The sequence below is a fragment of the Mucilaginibacter sp. genome, assembly GCF_039925265.1.
In the GTDB taxonomy this organism is placed as follows: domain Bacteria; phylum Bacteroidota; class Bacteroidia; order Sphingobacteriales; family Sphingobacteriaceae; genus Mucilaginibacter.
The window spans coordinates 16,722-41,819 of the sequence record NZ_JBDSZG010000047.1 but is presented as its reverse complement, the minus strand read 5'-3'; the positions used below and the strand labels follow the sequence as shown (position 1 = coordinate 41,819).

Genomic DNA, 25,098 nt, shown 5'->3' with positions numbered 1-25,098 from the left:
TTAATAAAACATCTTGTCGATTTATTATCATCGATTTCACGTTTCATAGATCTACACGGTATTACAAACAGATCATCGCTTTTATTACGCCATTATCAGGATCAAGCCAGCTTTTAAATTCATCTTTCGCTTCATCGAACGCCACCCGGTGTGTAATATATGTGGCCGGATCTACCAGCCCGTTTTTTATGCTCGAGATCACATGCTCAAAATCCTCCCGCGTAGCGTTACGGCTACTCATTAATGTGGCCTCCCGTTTATGAAACTCGGGGTGGCTAACTATAATATCGCCCTTTTGTAAGCCAACAAGCACATACCTCGCCCCATGTGCCATGTAGTAAAAGGCGCTGTTAATGGCTTTTTGATTACCCGTAGCATCTATAACTACTGTGGGCATATCGTCATTGGTGATCTCGGCAAGGGCGGCAGTTACATCTTCCTTTTGCGGGTTAATTACGTGTGGTAGGTGGAGCTTTTGTTTGCAGAATGCCAGTCGTTTTTCATTAAAATCAATTGCGATAACCTTAGCGCCAGCAATACGGGCAAACTCCATTATACCTAAACCAATTGGGCCCGCCCCTATAACCAGTACAAATTCACCGGGTTGTATATTTGCCCTGCGTACACCATGTGCCCCAATAGCCAGCGGCTCAACCAATGCCAATTCGTCGGCGCTTAAGCCCTCTCCATGTATCAATAGCTCTGCCGGTACTTGCAGATACTCCACCATGCCCCCATCAATATGCACACCACACACTTTAATATTGGTGCAGCAATTAGGTTTTCCTGTGCGACAGGCAATACATTTACCGCAATTAAAATAAGGGATAAAGGTTACGGTTTCTCCTACTTCAAAGCCCGGGGCGCCACCTGTGTCTGTCAGCTCCCCGGCCAGTTCATGGCCCAATATCCGCGGATAGGTAAAAAAGGGTTGGGTACCTTCAAAGGCATGGAGGTCTGTTCCGCAAATGCCAATTCGCTTGATCCGGATCAGTGCCATCCCGTCAGCGGGATCGGGTTTTGTGGCTGTGCCATAGGCTAAGTTCCCCGGCTCAGTACATATCAGTGTTTTCATTCTTTATAATTATAGCGGTTAAGCTTTGGGCGAGCAGTGATAAAGGGCATTAAGCCCTTAACAGCGACAACGCAAGTTAGTGGGTTAATGTAAATATTTTGTCCATTATTATCCACTTTTCGCCTTCTTTAGCCCAGGATATCGGCTGTTGAAACTTCCACATCAATTGCTCCCATTCCTGTACTTTTGGATTGAGTTCATCCATCCGCCCTTTCCTGCTAAAATCAAAATCATCTTCCGTTTCCATTATCATAAACAAGCGATTACCCGTGCGGTAAATTTCCATTTGGGTAATACCCGCACCGGTAATGCTATCCTTTATTTCGGGCCAGCCATTTCCTGCCTTGTGCCAATGTTCATATTCAGCTATCAGGTCAGGGTCATCAACAAGGTCCAGCGCCAGGCAATACTTTTTCATCTTCAAATTGTTTATTAATTTACGATCTCATTTGTGCCATTGAGCACCATACTAAGCCCATCTGCTGTAATTAGCTGCCGGTTGTAAAGTTCGTGCCATAATTTCTCATGGATAACGGCATCTACCAATTCCATGTTAGCTGCTACCCTACCAGGATTAGTTGTACTTAGCGCCACACTTTTAACACCCGGTGCCAGCAATCCAAACTTTACACCAACCGCTGCGGGCGATATATTAAATGATGCGCATACCGAATAAAATCCTTCTCGCCAGCTTAAAAATTGTTGGCCCAAAGGCGTATCCGGCTCTATTTTCTTATAGTTGTAGTATTCCCCTCCTGTTAAAAAGCCAGCATTAAACACTGCCGAGTTGATGATCACCGTGCCCCGTTGCTTTAGCTTGTTCATAAAATCCAGCAGTGCCTTTGGATGACTATGCACAGTCATGCTGTTGGCTATCATTACCCAATCGAGCTGCACATCCTCGGCTATGCGGGCAATAACGGTCCAATCCTTAGCACCCACACCAATAGCCGTTACCTTGCCCGATCTTTTCAGATCGCCCAGAGCGGCATAAGCCTGTAGTATATCGTGGTAGCGTTCGTTTTCGTCTGCGCCATGCGTAGCAGCAGCCAGATATTCATCAGGGTCATGCACCGAAACATAATTGGCGTGGTAACTCTGCAGCAACTCATTGCCTTGCTCATAACATTCCAGTATACCATCATAGCTTATCTTTTGCACGGCATCAAACTTAAGGTCTTTCCATACACCGGGTTCAAATGTGGGCTCCTTTGCAGTGAGCGGCACGCGTAGCCAGCCCAGTTTATTACTAATGAGTACCTGATGTGGCGCTACATTGAGTTGCATTAAACATTTGGCTATACTTTCCAGCGCCAGCCCTGCTCCATATTTTCCAGCAGTATCAAAAAAAGGGCTACCGTTACTTGCCTTAATGTACGCCTCTACAATAGCGCATTTAACATCATCGGGCATTGCAACATATAGGTTTCCCAAGCCGCTGGTTCCAAATATCACTTTAGGAAAACTCATCTCATTTATTAATTAGTACCGTATATTATTTGCTTAACTCCACTTTTAAGCCCAATACCTTCCAGGCAGGGAGGTTAGCTGGTTTCTTTATAACCAGGGCATCATCCGTCTGTTGCCAGTTTATCCTGGCATTACTACCTAAAAGCTTCACCGACAGGACCTTTTTAGCATTTAGCTTAGATTTTTTGCCGAGCGAAGCTATCTGAATGTCGCCGGGAGGTACGTCAAGCAGAAAAGCATACAACTTATTGCCATTGGTGGTGAAGCGTATGTCCGAGGCGGTGAATTTGCCCTCATCGCTCAGCCCGCCAAAATGCCCTTTCTTCTGGTTGGCCTTGATAGTTGAAGGCCCTTCGCCGTAAACTTTCCAGGGGCGCGATCCGTAAATCCCCTCTCCGTTCGCGGCGGTCCAATTACCTATCTCTTCCAGCGTGTTTAACATATCGGGCTCCAGGTCACCCTCCGGTGTTTGTACTATATTAATAAGCAGATTTCCGTTCTTACTTACTATATCGGTAAGCATTCTAATAATGTCGGTACCGCTTTTATATTGTTGCCCGGTACGGTAGTACCAATCGCCAATGGAAGTATCTGTTTGCCATGGATAAGCGCTGATAGAATCTTGCACCCCACGTTCCAGGTCTTGTGCCCACATACCTCTTGACGGCTCTTTACAATTATAAACAGCTGTCATTTGCCCTTTGTTAAAAGCTGCGTTGCCATTATAAAAATTGGCGAGCATACTTCTGCCCACATCCCCAAACGGCAGCTGACTGTCTGAGTAAAGCAAGTCGGGATGATAAGTATCCACCAGTTCCTTCACATCAGCAAACCATTGTTTGTGCCATTCGGTATTGGTTGTAAGCCAACCCCTGTCTTTAGGGTCGCCTTTGGTATGGTACAGGTCGAAGTACCCGGGGTTATTGCCATCGTAAGGTACACCCTTATATTGGCCGGCCGTATCGGCAGAATGGGCAGCCTGAAACCAGGTATAGCTTGCCGCCAGGTGTTCAGACACCCCAAACTTTAGTCCGTTCTTTTTTGCTGCTTTTTGCCATAAGCCAACTACATCTTTATGCGGCCCCATTTGCGCGGCATTCCAGCGGTTAATTTTGGAGTTCCACAAAAAGAAGTTGTCATGATGGCTGGCCATGCTTACAAAATATTTGGCCCCGGCTTTTTTGTAAAGCGCCATTAGCTTTTCAGGATCCCACTTTTGTGCCTTCCACAAAGGAATAATATCCTTGTAACCGAATTTAGAGGGATGCCCATAATGCTCCAAATGGTATTTATACTGAGTGCTGTTTTCCTCGTACATTTTTTTGGCATACCAATCGCCCTGGCGTGGCACGGCCTGTGGCCCCCAATGTGCCCATATGCCAAATTTGGCATCTTTAAACCACTCCGGATATTTGTAATTTTTAAGCGACTCTTCTGTTGGTTTAAAAGGGCCATCATTAATAGGCAACTGCTGTGCAGAAGCAATTAACACCATACCGCTTAAGGCTGCGGCAAGGCTGAGTGTTTGATATAGTTTCATTTAATACAGATTTTTAATACAGATTTATTATTTGATTGCGTAGTTGGTTTATAGTATTTGAGCTGCGGACGGGTTAGCTGCTGCTTTGCGGGTTATTTTATGCCCTTTAAGGCCGAAGATTACAATAACAATAAAGCAAACCAGCGGCACCCAGTAACCCTGCCGGATGTCGCCTGTGCTATCGCTGATGTAACCGAAAATACGTGGGATGACAGCGCCACCTACAATAGACATAATGATCAGGCTACTGCCGTACTCCGTATCGCTCTTAAGATCTTTAACCCCTAAGGCAAAAATGGTTGGGAACATGATAGACATAAAGAAGCATATGGCGATGAGAATATAAACAGTGATGATCCCCTGATTTAATACCGCAGCCGCACAAAGCGCCACGTTTATAGCGGCATACAAGGACAATAACTTATCAGAACTAACAAATTTCATTAAAGCAGTACCCAGGAATCTCCCCACCAGGAATGCAAAACCTGCGGCACTTAAATAATAAGCCGCATCAGTTTCGCTTATTCCTGCCGATTGCGTTGCATAAAGGATAAATAAGCTGAATACACATACTTGTGCGCCTACATAAAAAAACTGTGCTGCTACGGCCCACGACAGGTGCTTATGTTTCAACGCTCTAAATACACCGTCGCTCTTTACCGTGTCGCCCGCATCCTGCTTATACACCACCGGCATTTTAACAAAGTAAAAACACACCGCAATAACAGCCAATACGGTACCTAATATAAAATAAGGCGCTTTTACCGATGATGCTTCAGATGCAAGCGCAATTTGCCGGGCGCCGGGAGCCATTGCATTAAGCGCTTCATCCGTATAACCTTTTGCTAAAATTAAACGCGCGCCAACGATGGGTGCAAGCGCGTTTGCCAGCCCGTTAAATGACTGCGCAAAATTAAGCCTCGTTGCGGCACCCGCCGGATCACCTATAACTGTTATATACGGATTAGCGGCGGTTTCCAGCGTTGTTAAACCGCAAGCGATAATAAACAGTGCCACCAGGAAAAAGGAATATTGCTGCGTATTGGCCGCCGGGATAAACAGATAGCACCCAATAGCAAAAACCACAAGGCCGAAAATAATGCCTCCTTTATAGCCCCATTTTTTAATGATCATACCCGCGGGGATAGCCATCAGGAAATAAGCGATGAACACCGCAGAATCTACCAGCGTAGCTTGCATCGTACTTAGCGTAAAGGACCGCTTTAGGTGAGGGATAAGAATCGGGTCGAGATTATGTGCAAAACCCCATAAAAAGAATAGTGTGGTGATAAGTGCAATTCCTGCGAACTGATTTGATTTTGTGGACATGGTTTTAGTGTTAATATTAATTCTTCTCCCCCATTCTTATTGCTGTTTTCACTCTGCCATAAAGCAAAGCACTCCAACAGCTGCCGCCCTGTACTTTCGCTGTATAAAATTATCTGCCAGGTTATTTGGTTCCTTTACTAAGAATTGAGATGCTAAAAGTAGAATCTTGGAAATCGATTTCCAAATAATTTCTCATATTTTTTTTATAATGCTTTTAGGTGTGTTGAATATCTATTTTTAAAACTTTCAGTATTGATGCTGGAGGTATCAGGTTCCCCAATTCGTAAATTCCCAACCAAATATTTTCCGTATTATTCTTTTTTTGCTTGTGAGGTATCCTATCTTCATGCGCCCTTAGGCAAATATTTTAGGAAAGTTAGTATATGGGGAAAAAGCGCGTTACCATTTATGATATAGCTGCCGAATTGGGTTTCACAGCATCCTATGTTTCCAGGGCGCTTAATGGTTACCCTTCGGTTAGCCCTGCCATTGTAGCGTTAGTTAAGAAAAAAGCCACCGAACTAAATTACAAGCATAACTCATCGGCTGCTAACCTGCGTCAGGGGCATTCTAAAACAATTGGGGTAATTGTGCCGCATATTAATCAAAGCTTTTTTTCTGACGCCATTGCCGGAATTGAAGAGATTTGCTTTGAACATGGGCACAGCCTGGTTATTTGCCAGTCGCATGAGTCGCAAAAACAAGAAAACCTGGCCATTGAAACGCTTATCCGCCAAAATGTCGATTGCATTTTTATCTCTGTAAGTATCGAAACGCAGTCCACCACAAACCTGGAGGAGATCACAAACAATGATATCGGGCTGATTCAGTTTGACCGCTACCTCGATCCTCTCAAGAGCAACATCGTGATCAATGATAACAGACAAGCTTCGTTTGATGCAGTGAAACGCATGTTGAACGACGGTTATAAACGGATAGCCTTCCTGGGCGGGCCTCACCACATGAAGATCTTCAACGACCGGAAAGAAGGGTACATAGAAGCAATTAAACAGGCCGGGCTGACCTTACCTGACAATTTTACTGTTACCAACGTATTGGGCAAAGAGGCGGCCATGCAAATGAGCCGCGAATTACTTACTGCAGCAGAACCACCTGATGCCTTTTTCACAGTATCAGACCACCAGTCGCTCGGCGTACTGCTTGCGGCAAAAAGCCTGTCTGTTAACGTTCCCGAAAACTTGGGTATTATAGGCTTTGCAAACGAATCATTTACAGAGTTGATCTCCCCTGCCCTTTCATCCATAGATCAGCATGGCAAAGAACTGGGGCGCACCACAGCAAGCCTTTATTTTACAAAAATGATCAACAACACCAACGCCTCCCTCCTGCCCGAGCCGGTGATCGTTAAAAGCGATCTGATCGTTCGGGAAAGTTCCGCAAAAATCAACTCACTATAGAAGAGCAATCTTAATTGCCGTATTTCTTTAAGCCTATGCTTCTATATTCTTGCGGAGTTAAGCCAGTTTTAATTTTAAATAGCCTCGAAAAATAAGACAGCGATTCAAAGTTTAACAGGTAAGTCACATTCTTTACGGAATTATCCGGACTGAGCAAAAGCTCTTTCGAGTACCAAGTATTTGCAATAGTTGCTCATAAATTTAATTAACTTGCAAACAGTAATCATTGACTACATTAAATAAGAGCCAATTTTTCCTACAGGAAGGTTACACTTATATATTTGACATATAAACCATAAGGGCTTTATCCCGCTTAAGCAACCAAATAATAATTAAAAATTTAGTACCCTAACATGCACATGTGCTTGCATTAACTTCTTTTGAGAAAATGTGACGCATAGTAAGTAACCACAGATAAATTAGCGATAAAAAATGGGCGAGATCACAATCAGGCAACTGGCAGAAACGCTTAAGCTTTCTACCGCTACCGTTTCCAAAGCGTTACAAAACAGTCACGAAATAAGTGAGGCCACAAAAGGGCGCGTTTTTGAATTGGCGAAATCGCTTAACTATCGCCCAAACCCGTTTGCCCGCGGCCTGCGCCGGCATAAAAGCAACACCATTGCAGTGATATTGCCCGAAATTGCCGACAACTTTTTTGCACAGGCCATAAACGGCATCGAAGAAATGGCACGCCAGCAAGGGTATCACCTAATAATTTACCTAAGTCACGATTCATCCGAAAGAGAAGCATTCTTCATCAACGATCTGCTGGGCCGCTATGTAGATGGCCTGTTGATCTCGGTATCGTTTGATGGTATAGATTTTACTCATCTTGACGAAATACAAGGGAAGCTACCCACAGTTTTCTTTGACCGCACCTATAGTGGCAGCTTATTACATGTTACAAACAACGATTTTGAAAGCGCCTACCAGGCAACAAAACACCTTTTTGAGTGCGGATGCCGGCAAATATCCTTTTTATCGATACTGCAAGGGCTCGAAGTTGGAAATCAACGATTACAGGGATATTTAAGTGCACTTCAGGATTGCGGCCTTATGTTAAACCCATCCCTCATTATAAATTGCAGCAATAATAAAGATGATAACCAAGCCAAATTGCAACATTTAATGAAAGTAATAAAACCCGATGGGATTGTTTCTTCCGTTGAAAAATTGGCCAAATTGTGTTATTACACTTGTAACGACCTGGGCATTACTATCCCTGGAGATGTTAAGATCGTGAGCTTTTCAAACCTCGATAGCGCATCACTCCTCAATCCCTCCTTAACAACCATTACACAACCGGCCTATGAAATTGGCAAACAGGCGGCAACAATGCTTTTCAAGGTGCTTAAGAACAACAATTACGAAGCTGAAAACATGGTATTGAGATCAGAACTGATCAAACGGCAATCAACAAACGTTTCGGTAGTTTAAACTTTAGCAGCGTTTCCTGCCGGTTTACTTAACCGATTAAGTAAATAAATTCGCCTATTTCTATAAATCTACATACTATATTATTCAAATTAGTATTGTAAACCAACACATTTTACGCCGATAATACAACTGTCTATCAAGGCACTAAAAACGTAAAACGGCAACCGCTATAACCAATAACGCCACAGTAAAACACCTATTATGAAAAACGTAACACAGGAAGAAATGTCTCCTTTATCAAGCATTGAGGAATGGGAAGATGATGTATTAAACCGCTATCCCGAGCCCAAACCGGCCAAAGCTAAAGAAGAATTCAGAAATTATGATGACCCAAAGAAGGTAGCCGTACGCGAATTTTACAGGCTCAATCATAAATATCAGACCTACGATAACGTGCTGGCCAAAAAGGCCAACTTTTTACAATTCGATAAAAAGGAAATGCCGTGGTGGTCGGCAATGGAATATTTAAATACGCTGGTAGATGATTCGGATCCCGATACATCGCTTGATCAGTTACAGCATCTGCTGCAAACTGCCGAAGCTATCCGCGCCGACGGGCACCCCGATTGGTTTGTGCTTACCGGCTTTATACACGATCTGGGTAAAGTGCTTTGCCTTTTTGGCGAGCCGCAATGGAACGTTGTTGGCGATTCCTTCCCCGTGGGCTGTAAATTTTCTGACAAGATAGTTTTCCCTGAGTTTTTTTCGGATAATCCCGATAATGACGATGAACGATACAACACCAAATACGGCGTTTACACCCACCAATGCGGTTTAGATAATATACATATGTCATGGGGGCACGATGAGTATTTGTACCACATCACCAAAAACCACCTGCCGGAACAAGCTTTGTATATGATCCGTTACCATTCGTTTTACTCGCAACACCGCGAAAACGCGTACGATCATTTGCTGAATGCACATGACCACGAGATGTTTAAGTGGGTGGATAAATTTAACCCGTATGACCTGTACTCAAAAAGCCCGAAACCTCCGGTGGTATCAGAGTTAAAACCTTATTACGAAGACCTGATAGCTAAATACCTGCCGCTGACCGTTAAACTATAAACAAATTTTAATGTTGATATTAGACCAACCCGATAAATAGAGGGGGAATGCTCCTGCAGGTCAACCGTATGTCCTGCCTGTCAAATAAAATATATGATCTACAGAAAGTTAAGTTACCTGGCAGCATTCGTCGTTGTTATCCTCATAACCAATATCGCCTTCGCTCAGGCGCAGCATGTATTTAATATAACCAAATATGGTGCAAAGGCCGATGGGCAAACCGATAACGCAGTTGCCCTGCAAAAAGCGATAGATGCCTGTTCGTTAAGTGGAGGTGGCAAAGTTGTTGTTCCTGCCGGCACTTACGTGGCGGGTCCGTTTAGTTTGAAGTCGCATGTGGAGTTATATGTGGATCACGGTGCTAAAATATTAGCAAGCGCCGACGAAAAAAAGTATACAGAAAGCGCATTTCGTGCTAACAAAGGTGAAGGCACCATCTGGATAGGCGGTAAGGATTTAGTAGATGTAACCATTAGCGGCGGCGGTATTATAGATGGCAACGGCATTGCTTTTATGGGCAAGGAACTGGATGACTCCTATGAATTAAAGCCATTTAACGTGGTAGATCCGAGGCCGCATTTGCTTACGCTTGTAAATTGCAAACAGGTACACATTCGCGATCTCACTGTCTGCAACTCCGCTTATTGGACCATACACCTGGCTGGCTGTAACGATGTGGTGATCAGCGGCATCACGCTTTTAAACAGTGTTAAAATTCGCAACAGCGACGGCATCGATCTCGACCACAGCAAAAACGTACGCATCAGCGATTGTTATATCGAATCGGGCGACGACTGCATCTGCCTCAAAAACAGGCGTGAATACCAGGAATATGGCGCCTGCGAAAATATTGTGATAACCAATTGCACCATGACCTCCAGCTCCTGCGCTATCAAAATAGGGTCTGAAAATGTGGACCGGATCAGCCACGTGCTCATTAATAACTGCATTATCAAAAACAGTAACCGTGGGTTAGGGATCCAAAACAGGGATGAAGGAACAGTAAGCGATGTGGTGTTCTCCAACATTATTGTGGATGCACACCTGTTTTCGGATGTATGGTGGGGCAAGGCCGAACCTATTTATGTAACCGCCTACCGCAGGGCTACTACAGCTAATAAAGATGCCGGCTGGCGTTTGCCTCCGGGGGAAAAGGCAGGCAAAGTGGGCGAGGTGAAAAACATCTATTTCACCAACATTAAATGCCAGAGCGAGAATGGTGTTTACATCAGCGGCGAATCTTCAGACAAGATCAACGGTGTTTATTTTGATAATGTGGACGTACGCATTAACAAAACAACCAACATACCCGGCGGCATATATGACCGGCGGCCGGCAAATGTAGAAGGGCTGATAAAAGCCAACACATCCGGCTTTTACCTGGATAACGCAACCAACATTGTTATCAGGAACAGCTCGGTAACATGGGGGATAAATCGCCCGCCATTTTTCGCGCATGCATTACAAAGCCAAAATATTATCAATTTAAAAGCGGAGAGCCTGGATGGTGAAGCTGCATTTCCAAACTTTTTGAAGATAGTTAAATGACGGGATGCTTTAAGTAAATCATCCAAGGGTTGCAATGGTATGGATATAGTGTTTATTTACTTGGTCTTCCGCATCAGCAAACCTGCACAACCTCCAAGTTAAGCAGTTCGCCAAGTTTATGCAGCTTACTGCTGATTTGCCCTACGCCTACGGCACAGTGATGCGCCGGCAACACGGTTGATGACAGCGCGTAGGTGGTTACATACAAAAGATGATGTCAACGTCTTTTTTTTAAAACTACGGGCCGCGGAAAAAGCTTTATCTGGTGTATCTACCAGGCAAAGATTTACAACCGATGGATGAACCTCGGAAATTTGTCTTCCACTATGGCCAGGTAACCTTCCAGCCGCTCTTTCAGCCCTCAAACTGTTCCCAGTATGCCTCCAGGCCAATGCCAAATAATCCAATTTTCAGTTTGCTTTGCTGCATAGATTGTCAAATATTTTTGTGAACCCGTCACTCGCCATAGTTAGCAAAGCGTAATACTTCGCTTAAGTTTTTGCTTGTTTATTCGCTTAAGTTTTTGCTTGTTTAATTAACGGTAAACTGATAACTCCCGGACTGTAATTGGTATACCCGATCATTGCCCTTCGTTTTTAGGTGGATAACACCTCTGGCCTGCGTTACCGGCGTTACGCCCTCTAACACGGTGTCACCCTTATTCGCCGGCAAATAAATTGTTGCAGATGTATTGGGCGGAACCATGACGGCTATTGTTGTTTTACCACCGGTTCTGTTCCATTCACATTTTACATCTCCGCTAACGGATGAATAGGAACCTTTAACCCAATCCAGCCCTTTCAACACCGCCGGCTTGATGATAAATCTTCTGAAACCGGGGCCTGATTCATCGGGACTGATACCAACCAGGTCGTTAAAAAACCACTCGTTGATCTGGCCCGACATGAAGTGGTTTTGTGATCCAAAATCACCTACACCGGCATCCCACTTTTCGGTTAAACTGGTAGCACCCATTTTTAATTGATAGCCGTACCCCGGCCTGTCCGACTGGTTATTCATATCGTACACCACATCAGACCGGCCTTCATCTGCAAGCGCCCTCAGCAGAAAACGGTAGCCAACTTCGCCTGTGGTAAAGCTATTGTTATGACTGCGGATGTCTTTCACCAGCCAATCCAATAACTCCTTCCGTTTTTCGGGCGGGCACAGGTCAAAAAACAACGGCATAGCGGCACACGTTTGCGAACCTGTAGCATATACACCTGTTTGGGAGTTATAAAAAGTCTTGTTAAAAGCTAATTTTATTTCCTCGGCTGACTTTCGAAAAGCCGTAGCATCACCTTGCTTATTTAACCGCTGTGCAATGCGGCACATGATCCAGTTATCATAATAATACACGGCGGTGCCTGTAAACGATACCGGCGTTAATTGAGACCCCCAGGGTTCCTTTGGCCCGATGTCGTACCAATCGCCTAAGCCAGTGGTTATAATATGGTTTTGTGTCTGCGTGGATAAAAAGCCGAGGTAGTTTTTCATCTTTTCGTAATACCGTTCTAACAGCGAAATATCGCCCGAGAACAGATATTGCTGCCATGGAACGATAATAAACGAGCTGCCCCACTCGGTGGAGTTACGAAAGCTGTTGCTAAGGTCCGGCGATCCTGCAATAAAATACTCCGGAGCAATGTTTGGCACAAACCCGTTTGCCAACTGCGCATCGGCCATATCGTTCATGGATTTGCGAAACAATGGGGCCATATCGTAGTTATACCGCAACGCGGGCCCATTTAAATGATTTTCTTCCAGCCAGCCCATCTTTTCGCGCTGAGGGCAGTCTGTCATAAAACTCATCATATTACTTCGCTGCGCCCAACGCACCAGGCTGTAAATTTTATTAAAAAGCGGGTTAGAACTTTCGAAGCGGCCAACAGGGGCAGACGAAGAATGCACTATCACATCATTCAATTGTTCCAGTTTGGGCAGGGTGCCATCAACTGCCGGGTACAACTCTACCTGCACATAGCGCGCGCCCTGGTAAAAAAATTTGGGGAACCATGTTTCGGTACCTGTGCCTTTTAAAGTGTATTGCCACCAGGCCGGCCTTACGCCGTCCTGCGTTGCCGATTTACGGTCCACCAAGCCATTTGCACCCAATAGTTCCGAAGGGATCATCCTTATAACAGAGCCTTTGGCACCGCGTACTTTAAGCGCAGGCATCATAGAGGCGTTCTGGCCAAAATCATATATTAAAATGGTTGGCTTTACCTGCGTTATTTTAACAGGCTGTAATGTTTCAATAGCCGTAACTGGAGGCGCAGAGCAAGATAAACCTTTTAAAGTTCCCCCCGGGCCTGGTGTTTCTATGGCAGTTTCCCAACCTGCGTTTTTAAATCCCGCGAAGTTCCAGTCTTTCCGTTCTAAATTTGCATCGTAGTCCTCGCCGCCATAAAGGTTACTGTAGGTAACCGGCCCGGGAGAAACCTGCCAGGTTTTATCGGTATTTACATATCTAACGGTTTTATCCGCATACTCCAACCTCAATTGTGCAATAGCTTTCGCCGCGCCAAAGGTGTTGATGAACTTTACATACCTAAAAGTATCCGGCTGAATGTTATACATGCCGTTACCCAACATAATCCCCAAAGCGTTTGCACCGCTTTTGATTTGCCGCGTAACATCGTATGTATCGTATAGTACCGTTTTTTTATAATCTGTCCAACCGGGGCTAAACAAACTATTGCCTATTTTTTGGCCATTAACAGTTAATTCGTAGGCCGATAAACCGCTAACAAAAACTACCGCACGCACCAAACGCGGTTGTACCTTAAATTCTTTTCTCAACAACATCGACGAGTAGTTAGGGACACTACGCTCGTCCTTTACCCTATCGGTAAGGTTAGTTTTAATAAAGCCGTTGCTTTCGTCGCTGTCTGCAGCTTCAACCGGCCGTCCGGCAGCTATGTTCTTCCCTCCCGACATCACCACTATCTGCCGCAAGGCAAAGGCAAAGCCCTGGCCAACCTGCGCCAGTTTGTTTACGGTTAACCTTACATAACGTGCTTTAACCCCGCATTTATAAACATGTGCCAGCGCGTACCGGTGCGGCGCAAAATCTGCATGCGTAAAATCTGCTACAGTAGTGGCATTTTTAAAAGACGGCTCATCGGCAATGGCCAACTTAAACTGCCGCGGAAACCCCCAGGCACCTCTATCAGCATAAAATTGCGGGTATAATAATATTTCGGCAATGGGTTGTGCTTCCCCCAGGTCTACCTGAACCCATTTCTCCGTATTTTCGCTCGCCGCATCAGCAGATTTGTAGCCAAACGGACTCAAAGCAAACTTATCAGCGCCTTTCGCACTTATCCAGCTGCCTTTCCAATCGGCAGTATTTAGTATCCCCATCGTCCAGGATGCAGTTTTACTCCATGCTGAAATTATACCGTCCTGATCCCAAATCCTCACCTTCCACCAGTATTTGTGGCCGGATTTCAAAGGCTTACCCGAGTAACTGATATAAGCCATTTGATCGGTGCTTACTTTCTTAGAATCCCAAAGGTTGGTACCCGCAGCAAAATCAGCCGAGTTTGAAACAACTATCTGGTAGGCGGTTTGGCGCAAGCCGCGCTTATGTACACCGGCTTGTAGTATATAGCTTAAACCTGGATGCGCAACATCTATGCCCAATGGCTCTTGTCTTAATTCACAGGCTAATTGCGCAGGCACTATTTGCGCGTTTGCTACGGCCCAGCAGCCGCAAATTAATACCCCAAGCAGGGTAAGTACTTTTCTAATGGCAAAATGCATTATCTACAGGTTATCGGGTTAATAAGAGCTTTGGCATAATTGCCTGGTGTAAATTTAAGCTGCTTTGGTGTATAATTTAACGGTGCCTAAACAGCTGTAAGTAGGTTAATTTTATAAGTCAAATCTATAGAAATCGACTATCAGGTAAATACCAATTTTGATAAAAGATTTATACAATATGATAAATAAAAATCCTTTACGGTTACGATCTAAATACGTGTTCCAATTTTTAAGTCCTGATAGCTGAAATTGAAGCACTTAAAGGCAGCCAATGATTGATTTACTGCCTTAATACAATTAAACAGTAATCACTAACCATAAAAATCAAATGGCTGAACCTGCATAAAAATAAACCATGAAACAGGCCGAAAATTAAAATTCAAAAGGTAATTTTGGTTTGATGGATGCCAGGGAAGCCCTTGCGGGGCATATTGCAAATACCATAACCTTAACGGACGAGCAGTTCGATCACGTTTACTCGCATTTTAAACTATCGTCTTTCAAAAAAGGCCAAAGTATCATCACGGCGGGCGACAAGGTTGAGTGGGAATATTTTGTGCTCGATGGCTGCCTCAAATCCTTTTATATTAACCCCGATCTGAAAATGTTTATCCTTCAGTTTGCTATGCCAAACTGGTGGGCGTCGGATTACCAGGCACTTTACAGCGGCAGCAAAGCTTCTATCAATGTAGATTGTATCACTAATGCCGAAGTGCTTTGCCTATCCAACGCCGACAGGGAAAAGCTTTGTAACGAGATCCCCCAAATAGGCCACTTTTTTCGCTGGCGAACCAACAAAGGTTATGTGGCAGCGCAAAAACGATTGCTATCGTTCATGAATAATGATGTAAAACATCGCTACGAGGAACTGTTGGCGCAATACCCTCAATTGTACAACATCGTTCCCAAACATTTAATTGCTGCCTACCTGGGCGTTTCGAGGGAGACCCTTAGCCGCCTTTATCATCCCTGAAAGTGTTTATTCCTGGGATCAAGGCGCTTCAGTTTCTAACTTAGCGTGCCGGGGCGGTACACTTAAAAATTAGGCGCGCATAGTGTTGCGTCCACTCGATTATTTTCAGATACCCATAATTGCAGACGTTTCCTTAATTAACGATTGCATCAGGTTAGCCGCATTGGTGTGTTTGAGTATAGGCGCAATTTGCCCGCCCCAAAACAATATCATGTCCAGCTTTTGTTGATCAAGCGCCCCTTTTCGCAAGGTAGACATGAAAGTTGTTTGTAAAGGAAATGGCAGAAATTGCCTCTCCTTCCCTATTAAATCCTTCGCTATCCTGCTGGTGATACCGCGGCCAAGCCTGCCTGTAAAGGCAAGTGACAAAGTGGTATGCCTCGCTGCATTTGAGAAAAGCATTTGCCGGTGAATAGGCAACGCGCCCGATTCGTCGGTAGCTAAAAACGCCGTCCCCATCTGGGCAGCATCTGCACCTAACGTTAGTGCCGCAGCAATTCCCCTCCCATTGGCAATCCCGCCTGCCGCAATTACCGCTGCCTTCGCTTTTTCTTTGATCAGTTGCACCAATACAAAGGTACCGGTGGTGGATTGCTCGGCGGGTGCTAAAAACGATGGACGGTGCCCGCCCGCCTCAAAGCCCGAAGCAATGATCATATCTACGCCGGCCGCATCCAAGGCAATGGCTTCGTCGAGCGTAGTGGCTGCGCCAACTGTTTTGATGCCCAGCCTGCGGCATTGCTCCAGGATATCTGCCGATGGTATGCCAAACATAAAGCTGAACACTTTTGGGCGGATATCCAGCACCACTTCAACCTGGTTCTCAAACCGGGACTTAAACGGAGCAGGCTTTTCGGGCAATGCTATACCTGCCTCCTCAAAATAAGGCTTAAACAAGGCTTTCGCCTGTTCAAAATGGTCATCGGAGACGGTACCGTCTATTGCATCGGTATCAGAAACCCACAGATTGAGGTTATAGGGCTTGTTGGTTGCGGCGATTATCCGCTTATTAACCTCGTAGATTTCTTGCGGACTTAAAGTATAAGCGCCATATCCGCCTAAACCGCCCGCGTTAGATACCGTTGCTACCAATTCAACGGTGGAAAGCCCGCCGCCGAATGGCCCTTGCATAATAGGGTACTCAATACCCAATAATGCTGTTGCTTTTGTGTTGTACCACATAAGTTTTAATTTATTCGTTTATATCGCTCATCATTTTATTAACGATGAGCCACTTATTATCTATCCGGTGAAACGACAGGAGATCATGGTAATTGAAGTCGTACATTTTCACCGTTACTTCGGCAATGGCGATTGAATTTACTATTTTAATAGCAATAATTTCACCCTTAAACGGTTTGCCCGAATCTTTCGGGCTTTGGCGGTTTTTTACGCCATCCAAATACTGTTCGAGTGTTTTGGCGTAAGGTGCGCCCTTAACGTCACCAAACAGCAACGTGCCCGGGTGAAAGATCTCGTTTAACAAGCCGATATTGCCTTCATAGATCCCTTCGAAGTAATTATTTTCGAGTGCCTGCGTAATAGCGGCCCTGCCTTGTTCATTTGTTTCCATTTCTTTCCGTTTTTTGTTTTTACGCACTGCACAACGCAGCGCATAAAAACGGTTTAAAAAACAACGTTATTTCAGTTTAGGTTATGCCCGGCAGCCATTCCGCCATCAACGTTAATTATAGCTCCGCTTATGAAATTGCTCTTGGCAACAGTATAAACCATTTCCGCAACATCTTCTACTTCGCCAACACGGTTCAGCAGGTGCAAAGCAGCACTTTTATGGGCGTCATCACCATGCATAGGCGTACGGATGGTACCGGGTGCAATAGTGTTCACTCTTATGTTGTCTTTACCAAACTCAGCGGCCAGTTGAAGGGTAAGCGCGTGTATTGCTCCTTTTGATGCCATTTGAGCGGTAATAGGTACGCCTCCAAGCGCGTGGTTAACCAATGGTGTGCCAATATTGATGACCACGCCATCTTGCTGTTTAAGCATCTGCGGAATAACCGCCTGGGTTGTAAAATACGTGCCCTTTAAGTTGGTATTCAAAAAACGGTCAAGGTAAGCTTCATCAACCTCGAGGAATGGCTTGGTTTCAAATATACCGGCATTGTTTATCAGCACATCTGCCGAGCCAAATTTGGCTATCGCGGTTGCCACCAATTGCTCACCGGTGTGTTTATCGGCTACGTTACCGGCAACCATTGCCAGATTATCGCCCGCGCCAAGTTCTTCAAACACTTTTGCTAATTTTTCTGTGGTAATTGAATTAATAACCACGTTGTCGCCAATTGCCAAAAAATGGCGGGCTATCTCTTTTCCAATACCGGAGGATGCACCGGTAACGATTACGGTTTGCTTTTTCATGATGTTTATTTTTTATCGGCAGTGATGCCTTTTTCTCTTAATACTGATACCTGCTCGCCTGCGTATCCCCAATCGTCCAGTTCAATTTCCTGGATAACCACATGGGTTAAGTGTGGGTCTTTGTTTAGCGTTCCGGTAATCAGGTCGGTTACGCCCTTTATCAGGGCTTGTTTTTGCTCGCGGGTAACCCCTTCGCGGGTTACTTCAATTTTTACGTATGGCATGGCTTTATTTTTTAAGCAAGGCTGCTGTTTAAACAGCCTTGGCAGTGATGAATACATTAAGTTCAAACTCGTTATAGATCAGGTTGTCGCCCAGGTCTTTAAAGAAGTTTCCCGATCGGAATTTTATACCGTATTTGGTGCGGTCGATAACAATCTTGCCGCTTGCTGTCAGGCTTTCGTTGCTTTGGTTTAAAGTGACATCAAAGGATGAAGGTTCGGTAATGCCTTTGATGGTTAAATTACCTTCAACGTGATAGTTGGTATCAGATTTTGGTATCACAACGGTAATGTCGAAAGTAGCAGCGGGGAATTTTTCTGAGGAGAAAAAATCATCCGAAGCAAGGTGCCCGGCAAACTGCGCGTTGGTGGCCGGGTCTGTTACATCCAAAATTTTGATAGATGTGGTATCAATTACAAAATTCCCGCCGGTAAGGTCGCCGTTCTCCAGCGTTAACTGTCCTTCTTTGATATCGATAGTGCCATTGTGTGCGTCGGTCACTTTTCTGCCGGTCCAATCGATACTGCTCTGTGAGCTTTCAATGTTAAATTTTTGAGTTTTCATTTTCTTATTATAAATTGTTGTAAATATTTCAATTTTTAAAGCCAGCCTCGCAGGCTATCGCTTATTGATGATACAAAGGACGGCAGGAAAATGCTATCTGCTACGTGATGTACATCACATTTTAAAGAGCCTGGATTTATGTGACCTGGATCACAGAAACCGATCTCGACCCTACCCACTATCTAATGCATTGGCGTTTATACAACCGATATGCCATTGATTCAAAATACTTACAATCAGTAGATTAATACAAGTGGCTGATTTATGAGCTACGAAATTCCGTTAATTGGCGATGGAAAAAACGACCCGGCGTGGTACAGGGTTCCGTTAAGCTGATCAGCTGGACTATCAGCTTCTCCAACATTAAATCTTTCAACAGATGCATTAAATATGTCGGACTTACAAATGTCTGGCTGAGGATCAACTTTGGCTACATGGGCCCATTAAGGATGGGACAAAACCCATTGTGAGGGTACTTTTGATCAACAATTAAAAACACAAAAAATTTAAATAATGAAAACAACAACAAAAATTCTCGCCAGCACGATGCTGAGCGGAGCAATGGCTTTACAAAGCACATTTACCCACGCACAAGGCGGCCCGTCTGTAAACGCAGCCGATCAAAGTGTGCGCCCATTCCATATTCATGTAGCGGATGCAAGTTTAAAAGACCTTCGGTCGCGTATACTGCAAACCAGGTGGCCCGATAAAGAAACTGTTGCCGACAGGTCGCAGGGAGCAAAACTTTCTGATTTACAAGGGGTGGCAAAATACTGGGGCAAAAGCTACGATTGGCGTAAAGCTGAAGCAAAACTGAACGCTTACCCGCAGTTTATGACTACTATAGATGGTGTAGATATCCATTTTATTCACGTTCGCTCTAAAGAGCGCAATGCGATGCCGGTTATCATTAGCCACGGCTGGCCCGGGTCGGTATTTGAACTATTGAAGGTCATCGATCCATTAACTAACCCGGTTGCCCATGGCGGCAATGCTGAAGATGCATTTGACGTTATCATCCCTTCTTTGCCCGGGTTTGGTTTTTCGGGCAAGCCAACCGAAGCAGGCTGGAATAATGCCCGTATTGGCAAGGCCTGGGCAGTGCTGATGAATCGCCTTGGATATAAACACTACGTTGCCCAAGGCGGCGATTGGGGTGCCGGTATTGTTAACGAAATGGCACTACAGGCACCTACAGGTTTACTGGGTATCCATAGCAACTTACCCGCTACCTTACCTAATGAAGCAGGCAAAGCATTAGGAAGCGGTGTTGCACCGGCAGGGCTTTCTTCACAGGAAGTTGTTGCTTTTGATAAGCTTGTTAAATCGTTAAAAGAAGGTGGTTTTATCTACAAAACAACAATGACCGCGCGGCCACAGGCCGTTGGTTACGGCATTACAGATTCCCCGGTGGGCCTTGCGGCGTGGCTACTACTGCACCCGGGTTTTGCTACCTGGGCGTATGGTAACGACCCTAAACAACCCTTAACTAAAGACGACGTGCTCGACGATATTTCGCTATACTGGCTTACCAATACTGCTACATCTTCCGCCCGCATCTATTGGGAAAACAGGAATGGAGAGTTGATCAGCGCCGGTTCGCAGAAAACTGATCAGATCACATTACCGGTAGCCATCACCCTATTTCCCGAAGATGTTTACACCGGCCCGGAAACATGGGCACGCCGGGCGTTTAAAAACCTCATCTACTTCCACGAGGTGGATAAAGGCGGGCATTTCGCCGCATGGGAACAGCCGCAATTGTTTACCAACGAACTGCGTGCAGCGTTCAAATCACTGCGTTAATACTAACCGCAACTGTATCAATATAAATTTCAATAATTAAAAACACAAAAAATGAAAAATAGAAAAAATTCCCTCACCGGCATTATTGCTATTGGCGCAATAGCAATATTTGCCTTCACTAACCCCGCCCGGGCCCAGCAATCCAAAATAGGGCGAGTGGAACTTCAACAACACGACCTAAGCATTCCCGGCCATGAAGCCGTTCAGTTACGTGTCGACTTTGCCCCGGGTGCCGTAGCCGGAAAGCACAAGCACCCCGGAGAAGAGGTTATCTACGTACTGGAAGGGGTGATAGAATACCAGGTAGAAGGCAAGCCGCCGGTTAGCCTGAAAGCCGGCGATGTATTGTTCATCCCCTCGGGAGCAGTCCATTCGGCGAAAAACGTAGGAAGCGGAAACGCGAAAGAACTCGCTACCTACATTGTAAAGAAGGGTGAGCCACTGATCACACCCATTAAATAAATATCAAAAGCAGCCACTACGTCAAAAAGCAGTTTAAAAACGCCTTAATGTATCAATCAAGGCGTTTTTTTGCTTAAAAAAACATTCTATACTGCCTTGTAAGACAATCGTAATTCGCTAAGGTTAAATTTCCGCCCGGCCCCGCAGAAACATCAAGCGAACAGGCCGTGTTTATACGCACCTAAACAGGGATGCCATCATCGTTGATTATTAACTATGGTTATGGGCACTTAAAAAGAGGAAGCAGTACGTTAGATCTGCCGCACTCATCGCGGTTATCATCAGCGTTACGGCGTTCTTTTTTTATCGTACCACATCAGTGGATAGCGCTCCGGTAAATTACATTACAGTGTACTCTGCTCCGGCAAAAACCGAGGTGGTTTTATTGCCCGATGGGACAAAGATCACCCTAAAATAGCCCTCGCGAACAATAGCGCTCCCTAAATATCTATCACATGCACTCCGAAGTACGGCCGGCATAAATATTTTTGTAAATATTGTGACGGTCGTCACTTTTATTTAGCCATGGATGTTTTAACTTTACCTTAGTAAATTCAACCACCATGAAAATCATACGATTTAACTTTAACCATCCGGTAAATGGCAATGCCATTTTCACACCGGTAAGCTGCGTTGGGGCGTCTTGTTTTAGGATGAAGGTACAAAGCTCGAAAGGCGATCTGCTGGAGATACCGGTTACAGAATGTAATGCGGGCAAATGGAAGCTAATCCTCGATTGGGAGTACGACGGCAGAATGTTTTCTCACCGGGAAGATTTTGAAGTCACGGCGGGTAACTCAATATCCTGATTTTGACGGAACTGAACAATTGCCAAGTGTTCTCCGTCCGCCCCGTTAGGGAGCAGTTTCTTTAAGCACCGGCACCCTGGTATTTTTGATGGCGTTGCTTTTTACCTCGTTATTAAAAGGCGCTACATCTTGCATAGTGCGGGATGGGTAGCGCTTTGTATCGAATTTGCCCGTCCAATCCGCGTTTTTACTGCCGCCTATTAAAATGCCGGTACCACAGTGGTTTATCTTATTGTTTTTGATAACGCAATCACTTGCCGCGATATAAAAACCGGTATCGATCTTTCCTTTCGCCATGCCATACATCAGCCTGATAGCTATTGGCAACTCTTTAAACGAATTATTGGTGATGGTATGCGCAGTGCCGTTAACCCGTGCCACCCGCAAATTTATTGCTATCAACCAGGCATTCATGCCCGCCGCGCATCACCAGTTCGCCGTGGCAGTCTTCAAAATAGTTATTAATGTATTTATTGCCCGATGATTTATTGCTGATCACTTCCGGCTCGCCGCTGCAGCGGATAAAGCGGTTATCCCGTACCGTGGCGTAGGAATAACGGTTGCCCAGTAGAATAGGGTCTTGCCCTATTTGTACGCATTCGCCGCCATTATTGCCCTTCCAGGTAACGCTGTCCTTATCCATAAATGTGTTATGGTCGATGAGAGTGTATAGCGATACACCTTCCTTGCCAACCCGCACCTGTACTTCCTGGTTGTTAAAATTGGCGCTGAAATGGCAATGATCTACCCGGTTATGATCGCCGTGGCCGGATACTACCACGATGGGCATAAACTGGGCATCCACCGTGTTTTTGGTAAAAACACAATTGGTAACGCGGCAATGTTTTGCCGCATCCACCTGTATCAAAACAACGTCTGTTCCTTTGGTCTTAAATAACTGGCAGCCTTCAAACTTCAAGTCATTAAGCTGTATATAACTTCCCGTCAATTTTAATACAGGCTGGCGAACCTCCCCGTTAAATACTACTTTACCGGCCTTTTCTCCCCTAACTATAATTGGCTTATCGGCTGTTCCGTTAGCGTTTAGCGTGAGGCTCCAGTCGCTATAATTACCATTGGCAACTACAATTTCGTCGCCCGGCAAAATAACAGACGCGGCTTTATAAAACTCGTCCTGTGTTGCCACTTTATAAATTTCACCAAAGCTCAATTGAACAACGCAAAGGCAAATCACCGTCAATACAGGGTATTTCATCATATCGTGCTTAAATTAATTCATAAATATTAAAACCAGGCCCGCAAAATTCAGGGCCTGGTTACTCAAATTATATAATCAACTATACCATATACGCCTCATACAAAAACAATAAAGCGTATTTTTAACTACGGTACTATTTTATCTAAAGGCGGGATATTATTCTCTGACCCCGTATAGCCTTTGTTTTGGTTAATATGCCCATTGATGTTAAGATCGATATCCGGTTGTGGTATCGGCCATAACACGTGGTATGGGGAGATGGTAAAATGGTTACCCGAGTTGGTTACAACGGCTGGATTCTTATAAAAATCGTTTTTCTCCATTATCCTGTCGTAAAAGAAGTTATTGGTAGAAAAACTTGCCACGCTGTAAGTTTTACCATTGTAAGCTGCTTTACCTGTTTGGGCAAAAATAAAGGACATACGTGTTAGCTCGGTTTTACGCGGCTCTTCCCAATAAAGCTCCCTTTGGCGCTCATCTAATATAGTGCCTATGTTCACTTTACTGTCATCGGTTAACAGTTCCGCCTTGGCACGTGCTCTTACTTTGTTAATATCGGCCATGGCAAGCGCTGTTTGGCCTTTCCACCAGTAAGCTTCGGCGCGCAACAGGTAGGTTTCTGCTAAACGGAATACATACCAATCGGTATTGGTACCACGGGGTGGGGACCACCATTTATCAGCAGCTGTTTTACCAGAACCGATGAACACTTTATAGTGCGGCCAGCCAAACCATGCCCTGATGGTATCCTTAGCGCCGTTCAAGAATCTTTGATTTACGTTTGCTGCAGTATATTGGTCAAGGCTTTTTCCGTACCAGGCAGCATCCGTTGTTTTAAGCCCGGGTTGGTTGTAAACCAGGTCTGTCATGTTCATCCACATACCTGGTGCATGGCGCAGGTCGGTATTGTCTGTCCAGATATATTTGGTAGCGTAAGGCGTACCGCGTAAACGGCCAATACCACGGCCGTACCAAAGCGTAATCGGGAACTCTTCGGTAATTTTATCAGAAATACCCGGCTTTAATGCACCGGGGCTTAAAATGGTACCATTATGCCACATAGGCACACAGTTACGCATCACCTGCGAACCATTAACCGTCGCGCCATCTAAACTTTCACGGTCAATTACGATGTAAAGCGCTTCGGTGTTAGATGCGATAGCTTTGTTCTCGGGGCGGTGCAAATCCCACACTACGTTCTTTGAAGCATCGCTGGCAACAATACCAAAGCGATTGGTCATTAAGGCGTATGGGCCGTTTATCGCAATGTTTGTCGCTGCGATAGCTTCGTCAAATAAACCTAATGCAAGGTCTATTTTGGCTAATAAGTGAGCTGCCGCGCCTTTCGATGGTTCGCCTTTGTTGCCATTATCTACCAGTTTGGTTACTGCAAAATCCAGGTCCTCCTTCATTTTTTTAAGAATCACCATCCGTTGTGTACTTACAAATGAGGTATTTACAATAGTTTCCTCTTTTAAAAGCAACGGGATATCTCCAAATTCGTGCACCAGGCGGTAATACCTGTAGGCCCTGTGGAAATATGCAGCGGCTAAAACCTTATCCTTTTCATCCTGAGATGGCCATTGGATATCGCCAATCCTGGTAATGATCACGTTGGCATCGTGCACACCTTGCCACCAAACCTGCCAGTACCTGCCTATTTTATTATAATCGTCGCTGTTTAAGTTAGCGGAAGGTGTTATCCTGATGTTCAGATCCTGCGCGGGAGTTGTTTTATCGGTTGTACCTTCAACTGCAGCATCTGTAAAAATGGACTCAGTGAGCATAGGTGCCGCGTCTCCAAAATATTCAAATCTAACGCTAAGGTTTAAGTTTAATAATGCCGACCGGAAAGCCCCGGGCGAAACCAATGTGTTACCCGGTGTATATTTTGAAGGCGCTTCCGGGAAAAGATCGCTTCGTTTGGTGCATCCGCCGGCGGCAAACACAGCAGCAATTGCCAGCGCGGCTATTATATTTTTATTTATCTTTTTCATAATCTAAT

Annotated in this window: 23 protein-coding genes; 8 read left to right on the top strand and 15 right to left on the bottom strand. The window is 44.9% G+C overall.

Going from position 1 to position 25,098, the window contains the following annotated elements; all coding sequences use genetic code 11:
• Nucleotides 1-61: 61 nt before the first annotated feature.
• From ABIX36_RS21630 to fucP, 5 genes are all read right to left on the bottom strand, one after another.
• Nucleotides 62-1,075 carry a zinc-binding alcohol dehydrogenase family protein gene (locus ABIX36_RS21630; RefSeq protein WP_348084252.1) on the bottom strand — a complete coding sequence of 338 codons (1,014 nt, stop codon included), beginning with the start codon at nt 1,073-1,075 and terminating at the stop codon, nt 62-64.
• A gap of 76 nt (nt 1,076-1,151) precedes the next feature.
• Complete coding sequence (locus ABIX36_RS21625) at nt 1,152-1,493, bottom strand: L-rhamnose mutarotase (protein WP_348084251.1); 342 nt, start codon at nt 1,491-1,493, stop codon at nt 1,152-1,154.
• Between the two features lie 14 nt (nt 1,494-1,507).
• The gene (locus tag ABIX36_RS21620) at nt 1,508-2,545 is read right to left on the bottom strand and encodes an aldo/keto reductase (protein ID WP_348084250.1); all 1,038 of its coding nucleotides are present in this window, start codon (nt 2,543-2,545) and stop codon (nt 1,508-1,510) included.
• A 25-nt stretch (nt 2,546-2,570) separates the two neighbouring features.
• Nucleotides 2,571-4,085, bottom strand: a complete 1,515-nt coding sequence (locus ABIX36_RS21615; protein ID WP_348084249.1) for an alpha-L-fucosidase — start codon at nt 4,083-4,085, stop codon at nt 2,571-2,573.
• 48 nt (nt 4,086-4,133) lie between these two features.
• Complete coding sequence (gene fucP / locus ABIX36_RS21610; protein WP_348084248.1) at nt 4,134-5,414, bottom strand: L-fucose:H+ symporter permease; 1,281 nt, start codon at nt 5,412-5,414, stop codon at nt 4,134-4,136.
• A 383-nt stretch (nt 5,415-5,797) separates the two neighbouring features.
• Between fucP and ABIX36_RS21605 the strand changes: the two genes are divergently transcribed.
• Nucleotides 5,798-6,832, top strand: coding sequence for a LacI family DNA-binding transcriptional regulator (locus ABIX36_RS21605; RefSeq protein WP_348084247.1), 1,035 nt, complete (start codon nt 5,798-5,800; stop codon nt 6,830-6,832).
• Between the two features lie 10 nt (nt 6,833-6,842).
• Here ABIX36_RS21605 and ABIX36_RS21600 read toward each other — a convergent pair whose 3' ends face one another.
• Nucleotides 6,843-6,989 carry an AraC family transcriptional regulator gene (locus ABIX36_RS21600; RefSeq protein ID WP_348084246.1) on the bottom strand — a complete coding sequence of 49 codons (147 nt, stop codon included), beginning with the start codon at nt 6,987-6,989 and terminating at the stop codon, nt 6,843-6,845.
• Between the two features lie 275 nt (nt 6,990-7,264).
• Here ABIX36_RS21600 and ABIX36_RS21595 point away from each other — a divergent pair, with 275 nt between their 5' ends.
• From ABIX36_RS21595 to ABIX36_RS21585, 3 genes are all read left to right on the top strand, one after another.
• Nucleotides 7,265-8,272, top strand: a complete 1,008-nt coding sequence (locus tag ABIX36_RS21595) for a LacI family DNA-binding transcriptional regulator (protein WP_348084245.1) — start codon at nt 7,265-7,267, stop codon at nt 8,270-8,272.
• Nucleotides 8,273-8,473: 201 nt separating this feature from the next.
• The gene (locus ABIX36_RS21590) at nt 8,474-9,343 is read left to right on the top strand and encodes an inositol oxygenase family protein (protein WP_348084244.1); all 870 of its coding nucleotides are present in this window, start codon (nt 8,474-8,476) and stop codon (nt 9,341-9,343) included.
• Between the two features lie 93 nt (nt 9,344-9,436).
• Nucleotides 9,437-10,891, top strand: coding sequence for a glycoside hydrolase family 28 protein (locus tag ABIX36_RS21585; RefSeq protein WP_348084243.1), 1,455 nt, complete (start codon nt 9,437-9,439; stop codon nt 10,889-10,891).
• Nucleotides 10,892-11,422: 531 nt separating this feature from the next.
• Here the strand turns inward: ABIX36_RS21585 and ABIX36_RS21580 are convergent.
• Nucleotides 11,423-14,659: a family 78 glycoside hydrolase catalytic domain gene (locus ABIX36_RS21580; RefSeq protein WP_348084242.1), complete on the bottom strand. Its 3,237-nt coding sequence runs from the start codon at nt 14,657-14,659 to the stop codon at nt 11,423-11,425.
• 400 nt (nt 14,660-15,059) lie between these two features.
• Here ABIX36_RS21580 and ABIX36_RS21575 point away from each other — a divergent pair, with 400 nt between their 5' ends.
• Complete coding sequence (locus ABIX36_RS21575) at nt 15,060-15,632, top strand: Crp/Fnr family transcriptional regulator (RefSeq protein ID WP_348084241.1); 573 nt, start codon at nt 15,060-15,062, stop codon at nt 15,630-15,632.
• 105 nt (nt 15,633-15,737) lie between these two features.
• On the opposite strand, the gene ABIX36_RS21570 is transcribed toward ABIX36_RS21575, so the two are convergent.
• From ABIX36_RS21570 to ABIX36_RS21550, 5 genes are all read right to left on the bottom strand, one after another.
• Nucleotides 15,738-16,814, bottom strand: coding sequence for a nitronate monooxygenase (locus ABIX36_RS21570; protein WP_348084240.1), 1,077 nt, complete (start codon nt 16,812-16,814; stop codon nt 15,738-15,740).
• 10 nt (nt 16,815-16,824) lie between these two features.
• The gene (locus ABIX36_RS21565; RefSeq protein WP_348084239.1) at nt 16,825-17,205 is read right to left on the bottom strand and encodes a nuclear transport factor 2 family protein; all 381 of its coding nucleotides are present in this window, start codon (nt 17,203-17,205) and stop codon (nt 16,825-16,827) included.
• 71 nt (nt 17,206-17,276) lie between these two features.
• Nucleotides 17,277-18,011 carry an SDR family oxidoreductase gene (locus ABIX36_RS21560; RefSeq protein ID WP_348084238.1) on the bottom strand — a complete coding sequence of 245 codons (735 nt, stop codon included), beginning with the start codon at nt 18,009-18,011 and terminating at the stop codon, nt 17,277-17,279.
• 5 nt (nt 18,012-18,016) lie between these two features.
• Nucleotides 18,017-18,235, bottom strand: coding sequence for a 4-oxalocrotonate tautomerase family protein (locus ABIX36_RS21555; RefSeq protein ID WP_348084237.1), 219 nt, complete (start codon nt 18,233-18,235; stop codon nt 18,017-18,019).
• 28 nt (nt 18,236-18,263) lie between these two features.
• Nucleotides 18,264-18,797 (bottom strand): YceI family protein, encoded by a 534-nt coding sequence (locus ABIX36_RS21550; protein WP_348084236.1) that lies wholly within the window; start codon nt 18,795-18,797, stop codon nt 18,264-18,266.
• A 513-nt stretch (nt 18,798-19,310) separates the two neighbouring features.
• Here ABIX36_RS21550 and ABIX36_RS21545 point away from each other — a divergent pair.
• The 3 genes from ABIX36_RS21545 (at nt 19,311) to ABIX36_RS21535 (ending at nt 21,874) form a co-directional block, all read left to right on the top strand.
• Nucleotides 19,311-20,603 carry an epoxide hydrolase family protein gene (locus ABIX36_RS21545; RefSeq protein WP_348084235.1) on the top strand — a complete coding sequence of 431 codons (1,293 nt, stop codon included), beginning with the start codon at nt 19,311-19,313 and terminating at the stop codon, nt 20,601-20,603.
• Between the two features lie 51 nt (nt 20,604-20,654).
• The gene (locus ABIX36_RS21540) at nt 20,655-21,065 is read left to right on the top strand and encodes a cupin domain-containing protein (RefSeq protein WP_348084234.1); all 411 of its coding nucleotides are present in this window, start codon (nt 20,655-20,657) and stop codon (nt 21,063-21,065) included.
• Between the two features lie 563 nt (nt 21,066-21,628).
• Entirely contained in the window at nt 21,629-21,874 is a 246-nt protein-coding gene (locus tag ABIX36_RS21535; protein ID WP_348084233.1) for a hypothetical protein, read from the top strand.
• Between the two features lie 45 nt (nt 21,875-21,919).
• Here ABIX36_RS21535 and ABIX36_RS21530 read toward each other — a convergent pair whose 3' ends face one another.
• The 3 genes from ABIX36_RS21530 to ABIX36_RS21520 all read right to left on the bottom strand — a co-directional run bounded on the left by ABIX36_RS21530 (nt 21,920) and on the right by ABIX36_RS21520 (nt 25,090).
• Nucleotides 21,920-22,255 carry a hypothetical protein gene (locus tag ABIX36_RS21530; RefSeq protein WP_348084232.1) on the bottom strand — a complete coding sequence of 112 codons (336 nt, stop codon included), beginning with the start codon at nt 22,253-22,255 and terminating at the stop codon, nt 21,920-21,922.
• The gene (locus ABIX36_RS21525) at nt 22,242-23,093 is read right to left on the bottom strand and encodes a chondroitinase-B domain-containing protein (protein WP_348084231.1); all 852 of its coding nucleotides are present in this window, start codon (nt 23,091-23,093) and stop codon (nt 22,242-22,244) included. The genes ABIX36_RS21530 and ABIX36_RS21525 overlap by 14 nt, the downstream gene beginning before the upstream one ends.
• A gap of 125 nt (nt 23,094-23,218) precedes the next feature.
• Nucleotides 23,219-25,090, bottom strand: a complete 1,872-nt coding sequence (locus ABIX36_RS21520) for a RagB/SusD family nutrient uptake outer membrane protein (RefSeq protein ID WP_348084230.1) — start codon at nt 25,088-25,090, stop codon at nt 23,219-23,221.
• Nucleotides 25,091-25,098: the final 8 nt, after the last annotated feature.

What these genes read in the sequence shown, in the direction of transcription:
- ABIX36_RS21630 (WP_348084252.1), bottom strand. Translation starts at nt 1,075, where the DNA reads ATGAAAACACTGATATGTACTGAGCCGGGGAACTTAGCCTATGGCACA.
- ABIX36_RS21625 (WP_348084251.1), bottom strand. Translation starts at nt 1,493, where the DNA reads ATGAAAAAGTATTGCCTGGCGCTGGACCTTGTTGATGACCCTGACCTG.
- ABIX36_RS21620 (WP_348084250.1), bottom strand. Translation starts at nt 2,545, where the DNA reads ATGAGTTTTCCTAAAGTGATATTTGGAACCAGCGGCTTGGGAAACCTA.
- ABIX36_RS21615 (WP_348084249.1), bottom strand. Translation starts at nt 4,085, where the DNA reads ATGAAACTATATCAAACACTCAGCCTTGCCGCAGCCTTAAGCGGTATG.
- fucP (WP_348084248.1), bottom strand. Translation starts at nt 5,414, where the DNA reads ATGTCCACAAAATCAAATCAGTTCGCAGGAATTGCACTTATCACCACA.
- ABIX36_RS21605 (WP_348084247.1), top strand. Translation starts at nt 5,798, where the DNA reads ATGGGGAAAAAGCGCGTTACCATTTATGATATAGCTGCCGAATTGGGT.
- ABIX36_RS21595 (WP_348084245.1), top strand. Translation starts at nt 7,265, where the DNA reads ATGGGCGAGATCACAATCAGGCAACTGGCAGAAACGCTTAAGCTTTCT.
- ABIX36_RS21590 (WP_348084244.1), top strand. Translation starts at nt 8,474, where the DNA reads ATGAAAAACGTAACACAGGAAGAAATGTCTCCTTTATCAAGCATTGAG.
- ABIX36_RS21585 (WP_348084243.1), top strand. Translation starts at nt 9,437, where the DNA reads ATGATCTACAGAAAGTTAAGTTACCTGGCAGCATTCGTCGTTGTTATC.
- ABIX36_RS21580 (WP_348084242.1), bottom strand. Translation starts at nt 14,659, where the DNA reads ATGCATTTTGCCATTAGAAAAGTACTTACCCTGCTTGGGGTATTAATT.
- ABIX36_RS21575 (WP_348084241.1), top strand. Translation starts at nt 15,060, where the DNA reads ATGGATGCCAGGGAAGCCCTTGCGGGGCATATTGCAAATACCATAACC.
- ABIX36_RS21570 (WP_348084240.1), bottom strand. Translation starts at nt 16,814, where the DNA reads ATGTGGTACAACACAAAAGCAACAGCATTATTGGGTATTGAGTACCCT.
- ABIX36_RS21565 (WP_348084239.1), bottom strand. Translation starts at nt 17,205, where the DNA reads ATGGAAACAAATGAACAAGGCAGGGCCGCTATTACGCAGGCACTCGAA.
- ABIX36_RS21560 (WP_348084238.1), bottom strand. Translation starts at nt 18,011, where the DNA reads ATGAAAAAGCAAACCGTAATCGTTACCGGTGCATCCTCCGGTATTGGA.
- ABIX36_RS21555 (WP_348084237.1), bottom strand. Translation starts at nt 18,235, where the DNA reads ATGCCATACGTAAAAATTGAAGTAACCCGCGAAGGGGTTACCCGCGAG.
- ABIX36_RS21550 (WP_348084236.1), bottom strand. Translation starts at nt 18,797, where the DNA reads ATGAAAACTCAAAAATTTAACATTGAAAGCTCACAGAGCAGTATCGAT.
- ABIX36_RS21545 (WP_348084235.1), top strand. Translation starts at nt 19,311, where the DNA reads ATGAAAACAACAACAAAAATTCTCGCCAGCACGATGCTGAGCGGAGCA.
- ABIX36_RS21540 (WP_348084234.1), top strand. Translation starts at nt 20,655, where the DNA reads ATGAAAAATAGAAAAAATTCCCTCACCGGCATTATTGCTATTGGCGCA.
- ABIX36_RS21535 (WP_348084233.1), top strand. Translation starts at nt 21,629, where the DNA reads ATGAAAATCATACGATTTAACTTTAACCATCCGGTAAATGGCAATGCC.
- ABIX36_RS21525 (WP_348084231.1), bottom strand. Translation starts at nt 23,093, where the DNA reads ATGATGAAATACCCTGTATTGACGGTGATTTGCCTTTGCGTTGTTCAA.
- ABIX36_RS21520 (WP_348084230.1), bottom strand. Translation starts at nt 25,090, where the DNA reads ATGAAAAAGATAAATAAAAATATAATAGCCGCGCTGGCAATTGCTGCT.